The sequence below is a fragment of the Kurthia gibsonii genome (assembly GCF_006539985.1).
GTDB lineage: Bacteria > Bacillota > Bacilli > Bacillales_A > Planococcaceae > Kurthia > Kurthia gibsonii.
In genome coordinates, this window is sequence record NZ_BJOB01000026.1 from 22,715 (window position 1) to 34,185 (window position 11,471).

Genomic DNA, 11,471 nt, shown 5'->3' on the forward strand with positions numbered 1-11,471 from the left:
GATGGCAACATTGTTCGGCTTAGGGGTAGGTCCAGGAGATCCCGAATTAATTACAGTGAAAGCTTTTCGTGTGATGAAAGAGTCACCTGTCATTGCCTATCCAAAGAAGATGAAGGGTAAAAAAAGTTACGCACAGCGCATTGTTGATGTCTATGTGAATGGCATGGATAAGGAGATGCTTGGGCTTGTGTTCCCTATGACAAAACATCAGGAAACACTAGACCGCGAATGGAATAAAGCAGTTGATGAAGTATATGCGCGTATTGCGGAAGGAAAAGACGTAGCATTCGTAACAGAGGGCGACCCAATGCTCTTTAGTACGTTCATTCACTTGATGACATTGATGCAAGAACGTCATCCAGATGTCGACATTCAAATGGTTCCAGGGATTTCATCATTTAATGCCTCTGCTTCAAGATTAGGTATTCCACTTGGTGAAGGAGACGACCATATCGCGATGATTCCAGCAGTCGACGATTACGATGCGATGCGTCGCGCGATTGAAAATCATGATGCCATCGTCTTTATTAAAGTGGCAAAAGTGATAGATTTAATGCTTCAAGTGTTACGTGATTTAGACTTATTAGACCGCGCACATGTGGTTACAAAAGTAACGTCCGATGAAGAAATCATTTGGAAGACATCTGAACTTGATGGTGTCGAGCTTGAATATCTTACATTAATGGTGGTGCGTAAATAATGAAAAAAATTTATATTGTGGGCGCAGGTCCAGGAGATCCTGATTTAGTAACAGTAAAAGGATTACATATTATTCAAACAGCCGATGTTGTGATGTATACAGATTCTTTAGTGAATCAAGAGTTAATTGCGAAGGCTAAGCCAGAAGCGGAAGTTGTGAAAACAGCAGGTATGCATTTAGATGAGATGGTGCAAGCGATTGTTGACCGTGTAAATGAAGGAAAAGTAGTAGCGCGTGTTCATACAGGCGATCCAGCGATGTACGGTGCAACCATGGAACAGATGGCGATTTTACAACAACATGATATTACATGCGAAATTATTCCGGGTGTGAGTTCTGTATTTGCATCTGCTGCTGCAGTAGGAGCCGAGTTAACAATTCCAGATTTAACACAGACACTGATTTTAACGCGTGCAGAAGGTCGTACTCCTGTACCTGAATTTGAAAAATTACGTGATTTAGCAAGTCACCATTGTACGATTGCACTATTTTTAAGTGCGACATTAACGAAAAAAATCGTGCGTGAATTACAAGATGCAGGTTGGTCGGATGATACGCCAATCGCAGTAGTGCAACGTGCGACATGGCCAGACCAAAAGATTGTACGTACAACATTAGTGAATTTAGATGAAGCAATGCGTACGAACGGAATTCGTAAACAAGCAATGATTTTAGCGGGTTGGGCATTAGATCCACATATTCATGAAAAAGATTATCGTTCGAAATTATATGATAAAACATTTACACATGGTTTCCGTAAAGCGGTGACAGAGTAATGGTGATCGAGTTACGTGACGATGTATTAGCGCCAATTGAAGTGAAGCATCCGTATGCGATTGTCGCAATTACTAAGCATGGTGTGGAGATTAGTCGTAAACTACACGCGGCATTGCCAAACACAGATGTCTATTATATGAGTAAGTTTGAACGTGGTGATGAGCGCGCGCATAATGTTCAATTATTTAGTGGTAGCGTGCGTATGTTATTCCCAGCATTATTTAAGCATTATCAAGGTATTATCACCATTATCTCACTCGGTGCAGTCGTAAGAATGATTGCACCTGTGTTAGTCGACAAAAAAGTCGATCCAGCTGTCGTTGTGATTGATGACCGCGGTGAGAATGTCATCAGCATGTTATCAGGGCATCTTGGCGGTGCAAATGCTCTGACGCATACGGTAGCAGAAGCTCTACAAGCGAATGCGATTATTACAACAGCATCCGATGTTCAAAAGACCATTCCAGTTGATTTATTCGGTGCAAAATTTGGCTGGCAGTGGGATTCTGATACACATTTGACACCTGTATCGGCTTCAGTTGTCAATGAGGAACATGTGGCAATTGTACAAGAGACAGGTGAAAAAGATTGGTGGATGCATGATACACCGATGCCAAGTAATCTAAAACAATATAACACGATTGCAGAAGCGATGGATGCAAAACCACAAGCAGCACTCGTAATCACACATCGCCTCTTACAACCAGATGAACTGATTGAAAATGCGGTCGTCTATCGTCCGAAATCATTAGTTATTGGTATGGGTTGCAATCGTGGTACATCAACAGAAGAAGTAGAGCAAGTCATTCAAGAAACATTACAAGAACTCGGTTTATCCATCAAAAGCGTGAAGGCACTTGTGACATTTGAATTGAAAAAAGATGAGCTTTGTTTCCATGAGGTTACGTCAAAATATGATTGGGAATTTAAGTGGTATTCAAAAGGCGAGTTGAATGCAGAACAAGTGACAGTACCTTCGGATACGGTCTTTAAATATACAGGTGTTTACGGAGTAAGTGAACCAGCTGTACGTCGTTATAGTGGGAACAGTGAACTATTATTAGTGAAGAAAAAATCAGGAAATACAACCATTTCGGTTGCGGAAATTGTTTATGAGGATGTGAGAGAATGAATCGTTTTGTCATCGCAGGGACGAATAGTGGTGTAGGAAAAACAACACTTACGATTGGTTTAATGGCAGCATTACAAAAAAGAGGTTTAACGGTACAAGGATTTAAATGTGGCCCCGACTATATTGACCCATCATTCCACCAAGCTGTAACAGGTAGAACATCGCGTAATATTGATAGTTTCATGTTTGAAGAAGACGTTGTAAAAGACATCGTCATGCGTGCAACTGCATCAAGTGATGTCGCGATTATTGAAGGTGTTATGGGATTTTACGATGGGAAAAATCCATTGTCAGACGTGGGTTCGACAGCGGACATTGCAGCGATTACAGAATCGCCTGTTATACTCGTTGTGAACTGCGCTGCGATGGCAAGAAGTGCAGCTGCTATTGTGAAAGGGTTCCAACTTCTATCGAACCGACCGAAGATTGTTGCGGTCATTGCGAATCAAGTGGGAAGTGCAAGTCATTTTCAAATTGTGAAAACAGCAATCGAAGCAGAGTGTCGTATTCCGGTCATTGGCTATATGAAGAAACAGCCTGATTTACATATGCCAAGTCGCCATCTAGGGCTAATTCCGGCTTTAGAACGCGGTGAGATGCAAGATTATTTTGATCAATTAGCTACGCTCGTAGAAGAAACGATTGATCTCGATCAATTATTAGATGTAACGAAGGCCGCGCCATTAGCTGTAACATCTTCTGTTTTTACAAAGCAAACAGAACAAACATGTACAATCGCAGTCGCAAAAGATGCAGCATTTAACTTTTATTATGAAGAAAATTTAGAGCTTTTACAGGCAAATGGGGCCAAGCTCGTTTATTTTTCACCTTTAGCAGATGAGGAAGTGCCAGTAGAAGCAGATGGTTTGTATATCGGCGGGGGCTTCCCAGAAGAATTTGCGGAGAAACTTTCAAAGAATGAACGTGCTAAGCAATCCATTCAATCTTTCATTGCTTCAAAACGCCCAACTTTTGCAGAATGTGGAGGCTTTATGTATTTAACAGAAGCAATTGAAACATTGGACGGAGAACGTTTTGACATGGTCGGTGCTATTCCAGGATGTACGAAGATGCAAGGAAAACGTGTGGCGCTCGGTTACCGAGAAATCTATGGTAAAAAAGATAACTTTTTAATTAAAGAAGGTATGGTTGCAAAAGGACATGAATTCCACTATTCAACATATGAAGGGGAAAGTGAAAACCATGCATATGATACGAAGGGAAAATTCAAAGCAAAAGGCGAAGGTTATTTACGTGACAAGATTGTTGCGGGCTATACACATTTTCACTTCGCGTCAAATCCAGCAGTAGCAGCACGCTTTGTTAGTGCATGCTCGGAAAGGAAGGTCTTATGTACGGAAAAGTCTATTTAGTAGGTGCGGGGCCTGGCGATTTAAAGTTAATTACCGTAAAAGGGCTGGAATGTGTACAGGAAGCAGATGTCATTGCATATGACCGATTAGTAAATAAAGAGTTATTGAAATATGCTAAACCAGGTGCTGAATTGATTTATTGTGGTAAAGAACCTGGTCGTCATCATTTTATTCAAGAAGAAATTCATGCATTACTCGTTGAAAAGGCGAAAGAGGGAAAAGTAGTAACACGTTTAAAAGGTGGCGATCCATTCGTATTCGGACGAGGAGCAGAGGAAGCGCTTGTACTAAGACAAGAACAAATTCCATATGAAGTCGTTCCAGGTATTACAGCGGGAATTGCAGCGCCAGCTTATGCAGGAATCTCAGTGACACATCGTGAAATGGCATCAAGTTTTGCGATTATAACAGGACATGGGCGTGATTCAAAAGGACAAGATACGATTCAGTGGGAACATATCGCAACAGGTATTGATACACTTGCTTTTTATATGGGTGTTGGGAATTTACGTTATATTTCCGAACAGCTAATAAAGCATGGTCGACCTGCTACAACACCGGTTGCCATTATCGAAAAAGGTACAACAGCTGAACAGCGTACGATTGTATCCACATTGGAATGTATTGCAGATGAAGCAGTCGAACAAAATATTAAAAATCCAGCGATGGTGCTCATTGGTGAAGTAGCAAGCTTACATGAAACACTCGCATGGGTAGAGGAGGAACAACAATATGTCAGTCATTCAGTCTATTAAAGAAAGACGTGCGATTCGAAATTATACAACACAACCTGTAGAACGTGAAAAAATCGAACAATTAATTGAAGTAGGAACATATGCACCAACGGATCGTTTGCGTGAACCATGGCATTTTTATGTTTTTGGTGAAGAAAAGAAACAAGCATATGAACAACTAGCAACAACATACTTAGAAGAACGTTTTCCAACAAAGCCACATTTAGTTGAAAGCTCACTAAAAGTCGTGCGTACAACACCGGTTGTCATCGTTGTGACATCGAAGGCTGTTAAAGGCGATGCAGATGCGACAACGGACGACCTTTGTGCAACAAGCTGTGCCATCCAAAATATGTGGTTAGCGGCATCTGAGCTTGGTCTTGGGTTTGTATGGCGTACACGTGGTGTCGGTCTTGTACATGATGAACGTTTACATACATTTATTGAAGCTTCGTCTGATGAACGAATCATCGGGACGATTTTTATTGGTTATCCAGAAGGCGATACATTAGAACCGACAAAACGCACACCAGCCGTAGAAAAGACGACGTGGTTATAATGGCAAGACCGGGATTGTTTTTACTCTATACAGGTGATGGCAAAGGGAAGACAACTGCCTCTTTAGGTGTGACATTACGTGCGATTGGTCGTGGATTAAGCGTTACGTATTTACAATTCATTAAAAATCCAGACCGTACATATGGCGAAAAGCTCGCTTTAGCAAAGCTGGGTGTTGAGATGAAGCAGATGGGCATTGGTTTTACATGGACGAAAACACCAGAAGAACATCGCGACGCACTAAAAAAAGCATGGGCTTTGACAAAAGAGAAGCTACAAGATGATACAATTGATGTACTCGTATTAGATGAATTAAATAATGCACTCGCAATTGACCGTTTTCCGATTGATGATGTACTACCACTTGAAGAAGTCGTCGAAGCGATTCGAAATCGTCCGAAAACGATGCATCTTGTCGTAACAGGGCGCAGTGCAAAGCAACCATTAATGGATTTAGCGGATCTTGTATCCACAATTGAACCAACAAAACATTATTATGATGAAGGTATCCCAGCAGTGAAAGGACTTGAATTTTAAAGGGGGTATGACGATGCCAGCAAAAGCAGTCATGATTCAAGGAACGTCATCGGATGTGGGAAAAAGTATGTTGGCGACAGCTCTCTGTCGTCATTTTTCAAATGCAGGTTATCGCGTCGCACCATTCAAATCACAAAACATGGCATTGAATTCTTATGTAACTGTGAGTGGCGGCGAGATTGGTCGTGCGCAAGGGGTACAAGCAGAAGCAGCGCGCGTCGAAGCGACAACGGATATGAACCCGATTCTGTTAAAGCCAAAGCAAGATATGATGTCTGAAATTATCGTACATGGAAAACATCATCTCAATATGACAGCTAAGTCGTACCGCAATGACTTTGTTGATGAGGCACTACCCATTGCAGTAGAAGCAGTGCAACGTCTAAAAGAATCCTATGACGTCATCGTTTTAGAGGGTGCTGGAAGTCCAGCCGAAATTAATTTAAAAGCACGTGACATTGCCAACATGAAAATGGCACATGCGGCAGATGCAGCTGTCATCTTAGTGGCTGATATCGACCGCGGTGGTGTATTCGCTTCAATCGTCGGAACACTCGCGTTACTTGATGAAGACGAACGTGCACGTGTAAAAGGCATCATCATTAATAAGTTTCGTGGCATGAAAGAATTACTAGATGATGGTTTAGAATGGCTAGAGCAGTATACAGGTATTCCTGTCCTCGGTGTCGTTCCATATATGGATGTACAGATTGAAGCAGAAGACTCTCTTGCACTGTCGGCGCTACGTTTGAAACGCCCGAAAGACAATGAGTTCGACTTAGATGTTGCAGTCATTCAATTACCACGCATTTCGAATTTCACAGACATCGACCCGCTCATGGACGAACCAGGTGTTGGCGTACGTTTTGTGAAAACAGTCGCAGAATTGAAAAATCCCGATGTCATTATTATACCGGGAACAAAAAATACGATTGACGACCTCGCATGGCTGCGTGCGCAAGGTTTTGAAGAAGAACTGACTATACGTGATGTCGCCATTGTCGGGATTTGTGGTGGTTATCAAATGTTAGGGCAGTCTTTATATGACCCTGATTTTGTGGAGGGGAATGTAGACTATACAGAAGGTCTTCGTTTATTACCGATTGAGACGACTTTTGTCGGTGAGAAAAAGACTGTTCAAAATAGTGGGGTTCGTTTTGGAACGAATGAACGTCTAACAGGCTATGAAATTCACCTCGGACGTACAAAACATACACATCTCTGTGAGCCATTTCTTCTATTAGATGATGGACGAACAGATGGAGCAGTTGTTGGACGTATTCTCGGCACATATTTCCATGGAATCTTCCACAATCGCACATTTACACGCCAAATGGTCAATGAATGGCGAATTTATAAAGGACTTGCGCCACTCGATGCAGCTGTAAAATCAGAAAAAGAATTGCGTGAATACGCCTATAACGTAGCAGCCAAACAATTTGAACAAGCAGTCGATTTAGAAAAGCTGTATGAAATAATGGGATTAGAGCGTGTTGCTACAATAAGTGAATAAAGATGTAACCAGAACAAAGTTTAATATGTTCTGGTTTATTTTTGTTATTATTTTGATTTATTTACGTGTATTTAAATGAAAAATGGTATGATAAAAAAACTTGTACAAAGGAGGAAGAAATAAATGGTCAAAAAATGGGTTTATCGATGGTTTTATTCATCATGGCTACACTTATTTTCACACCAAAAATATTTGCTAATGAAGTAGACTATACATACATTATGGAAGAAGTTAAAAAATGATTATCGAATACCCCGTAAAGCAAATGTTTCATTATATAAAATACAGTGCAGTACAAAGAAAACCTTTAGTAAGAAATATAAAAGAACGTTAAATTCAAATAAACCACTTGTGTATGTAAGTGATCCAAATAATAAAAAAACGTATGATGTACGTGTTCAAGCTATCAAATATTATAAAGATTGACAATATGTGAGTACGTGGAGTCAAGTATAAGTATTAAAAAATTATCATAGAGACTCGTATAAATCTAATCATTATACAGTTTTTTATATATACAAATATAATGTTAAAGTCTTCAAAAATCATAAAAATACTATATAAAAATAGGTGTAAGTTGAAAATGACTAAAAAAGAAAAATTTGCTAAAAATGAAACAAATACAGGTTTAAAAACGTTATATAACAGGTATGAAAAACAAAATAGTAAAAACGTTAACTATATAAGTATCACAAAAAGTCGTTTTTTCAATACATAGTTGTAAAGTGAATGTAATCGAAATGTAAAATTGCGCTACAAAAAATCAAATCAATAATGATATAATATGATGGATTAATTATAATCTTATCTAATTATTAATTTTATATGTATGGAAAAATGACGTTTTGTTTGAAAACTAGGAGAGATTAGATGTTTATATTAGAGCAAAATAAAAACACCTTTCATATTACATTAGAAGAATTATCACAGGGTGCTTATCAATATATACTTTTAAAAAATCGTGAGTGTGTCATCACGATTCCAATCACTTCTTTACAAGTGACGATTGAAGAAAGATATTTTGAACAATGGTTTGAACAATATGGCACAACAGATGCTGTTTTAACAATTGCATATTTATACCCTTTAGAAGACGAGGAACAGGCTTTACGTAAAGATCGTGTGGTTGAAGTAGATGGCGAGTTATTTGAACAACGCTATCGTTTATTTAAACCTCATCGCATGCAATTGGAGTTAAAAGACTTACATACATTTCAGTTGAATGGACATACAATCGATCCGCACTTTACAAAAGAAGGTTACTTGGTCTTTTCTTTTGATGCAAATAAGCGTGCAACAGATTATTATGCAGCGCGTAAACTAACAAAAATTCACCCAACAAAAGACTATCTACATCTACAAGGGCAGCTGTCTGTTCGTAACTTACCGCTTACTTCGATTGAATTAGAATTACAGTCGCGTAATACAAGTGAGAGTAGTTTTGTAGGTGTGGAAGCAAAGCTTGTAAAAATGCAAAAGAAAAAAAGTGGTTATGTCTATCACTATGAATTAAATGTGAAGGCACAAGAAAGTATTCGAACTCTTTTGAAAATAGTTAATGCGCAGTTTGATGAAGATGTATGGGATTTATGGTGGGTGTTACGCCAAAAAGATGTTCAAGATGTAGCACGCGTACGTTGTGGTATGCCACGAATTATTGTGGAACAGTTGATGAAAGGGCAAATCAATATTGCAGATAATCAATATGTACATAATTTCGTCCCATATCTGACAGTAAAGGGACGCAATCTATCGTTCTTTTATAATCAATATACAAAAGAAGAATTCGATATGTATCAGAAAGTATTGAAAAAAGGTCGCGTAAAAAAAGCGAATGAGCGTCCAATTTGGATTGTTGGGGAGCGTCCGTACAAAGCGCAGGATAATGGTTTACGCTTCTTCGAGTATTTGCGAACACAGCATCCAGAGATTGATGCGTATTATATCATTCGAGAAGATTCGCCAGAACGCGTGAATGTAGAACCATATGGTAATTTACTTGACTATCGTTCAAAAGAACATTTTGATTTACTTGTAAAAGCAGATTATATTTGTGGAACACATCATCCAGATTTCTTGTATCCAAATCGTTCAAAAGAGTTTATGAAGTGTATTCGTGCAAAACAAATCTTTTTACAACATGGTGTATTAGGTGTAAAAAATATTTCAGGATTTTATAGTAAAAAGATGAAAGATTTCCAAACCGATTTATTTATTACATCATCTGAACGTGAAAAAGATATTGTAGTACGCGATTTGAACTATGAAGAGTACGAAGTAGCTGTAACAGGCTTACCGCGCTTTTCACGTCTTTTTACAGATGATATTGAAGTGAAAAAACAAGTACTAATCATTCCAACTTGGCGTGATTGGCTGACGACGAATGATAAATTTTTAAAATCTGAGTATTTAGAGCGCTATACAGAATTACTTCATAATGATCGACTACTTGCACTAAAAAATCAGGGAGTAGAATTACTATTCTGTTTACATCCAAATATGCAACAATTCGTTGATTACTTTGATATACCAGAAGAAATTACAGTTATTCGTCAAGGAGACCGATTAGTACAAGATTTATTAAAAGAGAGTGCGCTACTAATTACCGACTATTCGAGTGTAGCATTCGACTTTAGTTTCCTTCATAAACCAGTTATTTATTATCAATTTGACCGCGATCATTTCCTCGGGAAGTATCCATCGCACCTAGATATTGATGCGACATTACCAGGGTTTATTACAGATGATGGGGAAGAAGTGGTAAATGAAACATTGCGTTCATATGAAGCTAATTTCCAAATGTCAGATCATTATAAAGAATTGGCAAATCAGTTTATTACGAATCGTGATGTTTACTCGAATGATCGAATTTTTGAAGCGATTCAAAAAATGCCAAAGAAAAAACCAATCTATGACACGTTTAAGCACCATCAAGTATATGATGCGAGTATGAGGAAATTTAGAAAAAGTAAGAAGTATTTTTCAGCAATGCGTAAAATGTATAAAGTGATGTCGAAAACACTGAAAAAAGATCCGAAACTTATTTTATTTGAAAGTGGCGTAGGAAAACAAATTTCAGATAGCCCTAAAAATATTTATGACGAGCTAGTAAAACGAAACTCAGATTATCGTTATATTTGGGTATATAATGGCAAAGATGAATTTAAAACATCACATACGAAAGTGATTAAACGTCTAAGTCCTGAGTATTTTTATTACTTAGCGAAAGCGAAGTTTTGGATTAATAATCAAAACTTCCCGAGCTATTTAAAGAAAAGCTCAAAACAGATCTATATTCAGACATGGCATGGTACACCACTGAAAAAAATGCAAAACGATGTAGAGGATTTCAAAGGAAAAGACCCTGGTTACTTAGCGCGTGTAAACCAAGCGGTGAAGCAGTGGGACTATTTAATTTCGCCAAGTCCATATGCGACAAAAGCTTTTCGCAGTGCTTTCCAATTTAAAAAAGAAGTTTTAGAGGTAGGTTATCCGCGTAATGATATTTTTTATCATCCAGAGGAGCAGAAACAGTATATTGAAAAAGTACGTTTGAAATACAACATTCCAAAAGATAAAAAAGTATTATTATATGCACCGACATTTAGAGATGATGATTTAGATGAGAATGGTAAACATATATTTAATATGCAGCTAGATTTGCAAAAACTATACGAACAGTTTGGCGATGAGTATGTTATTTTAATGCGTACACATGTTGTTGTAGGGAATCGTTTACCAATCCCACTGGAATATCGTCATTTTGTTATAAATGTATCACGTTATCATGACATTCAGCATTTGTATTTAATTGCAGATGTATGTATGACAGATTATTCTTCTGTTATGTTTGATTTTGCTCATACACGCCGTCCACTGCTATTCTTTACGTATGACTTTGATCATTATAAAGAGAATTTACGTGGTTTCTATATGGACTTTGAAAAAGAAGCACCGGGTCCTTTACTACGTAATACAGATGATTTAGTAGATGCACTATCGAATATAGAAGAAATGACGAAAACTTATGCAGAAAAATATGCAGCTTTCCATGAAAAATATTGTGGTCTAGAAGATGGACATGCAGCAGAGAAAATCGTAGATCGTTTTTTCCCAGATGCACGTAAACAATAAAAGAGCTTGGGAC

General features: G+C 38.3%; 9 protein-coding genes. All 9 read left to right on the plus strand.

Annotation, left to right across the window (positions count from 1 at the left end; all coding sequences use genetic code 11):
* The first annotated feature begins 1 nt into the window (after nucleotide 1).
* Entirely contained in the window at nucleotides 2-700 is a 699-nt protein-coding gene (gene cobI, locus KGI01_RS09005) for a precorrin-2 C(20)-methyltransferase (protein WP_082701434.1), read from the plus strand.
* The gene (gene cobM, locus KGI01_RS09010; RefSeq protein ID WP_068453932.1) at nucleotides 700-1,476 is read left to right on the plus strand and encodes a precorrin-4 C(11)-methyltransferase; all 777 of its coding nucleotides are present in this window, start codon (nucleotides 700-702) and stop codon (nucleotides 1,474-1,476) included. The genes cobI and cobM overlap by 1 nt, the downstream gene beginning before the upstream one ends.
* The gene (locus tag KGI01_RS09015; protein WP_141274413.1) at nucleotides 1,476-2,609 is read left to right on the plus strand and encodes a cobalt-precorrin 5A hydrolase; all 1,134 of its coding nucleotides are present in this window, start codon (nucleotides 1,476-1,478) and stop codon (nucleotides 2,607-2,609) included. Before cobM ends, KGI01_RS09015 begins: the two co-directional genes overlap by 1 nt.
* Complete coding sequence (locus KGI01_RS09020; protein ID WP_141274414.1) at nucleotides 2,606-3,982, plus strand: cobyrinic acid a,c-diamide synthase CobB; 1,377 nt, start codon at nucleotides 2,606-2,608, stop codon at nucleotides 3,980-3,982. The genes KGI01_RS09015 and KGI01_RS09020 overlap by 4 nt, the downstream gene beginning before the upstream one ends.
* Nucleotides 3,961-4,737: a uroporphyrinogen-III C-methyltransferase gene (gene cobA, locus KGI01_RS09025; RefSeq protein WP_087682528.1), complete on the plus strand. Its 777-nt coding sequence runs from the start codon at nucleotides 3,961-3,963 to the stop codon at nucleotides 4,735-4,737. Before KGI01_RS09020 ends, cobA begins: the two co-directional genes overlap by 22 nt.
* Complete coding sequence (locus KGI01_RS09030; RefSeq protein WP_141274415.1) at nucleotides 4,715-5,275, plus strand: nitroreductase family protein; 561 nt, start codon at nucleotides 4,715-4,717, stop codon at nucleotides 5,273-5,275. Before cobA ends, KGI01_RS09030 begins: the two co-directional genes overlap by 23 nt.
* The gene (locus KGI01_RS09035) at nucleotides 5,275-5,811 is read left to right on the plus strand and encodes a cob(I)yrinic acid a,c-diamide adenosyltransferase (protein WP_141274416.1); all 537 of its coding nucleotides are present in this window, start codon (nucleotides 5,275-5,277) and stop codon (nucleotides 5,809-5,811) included. The genes KGI01_RS09030 and KGI01_RS09035 overlap by 1 nt, the downstream gene beginning before the upstream one ends.
* Nucleotides 5,812-5,824: 13 nt before the next feature.
* Nucleotides 5,825-7,324: a cobyric acid synthase gene (locus KGI01_RS09040; RefSeq protein WP_141274417.1), complete on the plus strand. Its 1,500-nt coding sequence runs from the start codon at nucleotides 5,825-5,827 to the stop codon at nucleotides 7,322-7,324.
* Nucleotides 7,325-8,194: 870 nt separating this feature from the next.
* Complete coding sequence (locus KGI01_RS09045; protein WP_141274418.1) at nucleotides 8,195-11,458, plus strand: CDP-glycerol glycerophosphotransferase family protein; 3,264 nt, start codon at nucleotides 8,195-8,197, stop codon at nucleotides 11,456-11,458.
* Nucleotides 11,459-11,471 lie beyond the last annotated feature (13 nt).

What these genes read in the sequence shown, in the direction of transcription:
- cobI (WP_082701434.1), top strand. Translation starts at nt 2, where the DNA reads ATGGCAACATTGTTCGGCTTAGGGGTAGGTCCAGGAGATCCCGAATTA.
- cobM (WP_068453932.1), top strand. Translation starts at nt 700, where the DNA reads ATGAAAAAAATTTATATTGTGGGCGCAGGTCCAGGAGATCCTGATTTA.
- KGI01_RS09015 (WP_141274413.1), top strand. Translation starts at nt 1,476, where the DNA reads ATGGTGATCGAGTTACGTGACGATGTATTAGCGCCAATTGAAGTGAAG.
- KGI01_RS09020 (WP_141274414.1), top strand. Translation starts at nt 2,606, where the DNA reads ATGAATCGTTTTGTCATCGCAGGGACGAATAGTGGTGTAGGAAAAACA.
- cobA (WP_087682528.1), top strand. Translation starts at nt 3,961, where the DNA reads ATGTACGGAAAAGTCTATTTAGTAGGTGCGGGGCCTGGCGATTTAAAG.
- KGI01_RS09030 (WP_141274415.1), top strand. Translation starts at nt 4,715, where the DNA reads ATGTCAGTCATTCAGTCTATTAAAGAAAGACGTGCGATTCGAAATTAT.
- KGI01_RS09035 (WP_141274416.1), top strand. Translation starts at nt 5,275, where the DNA reads ATGGCAAGACCGGGATTGTTTTTACTCTATACAGGTGATGGCAAAGGG.
- KGI01_RS09040 (WP_141274417.1), top strand. Translation starts at nt 5,825, where the DNA reads ATGCCAGCAAAAGCAGTCATGATTCAAGGAACGTCATCGGATGTGGGA.
- KGI01_RS09045 (WP_141274418.1), top strand. Translation starts at nt 8,195, where the DNA reads ATGTTTATATTAGAGCAAAATAAAAACACCTTTCATATTACATTAGAA.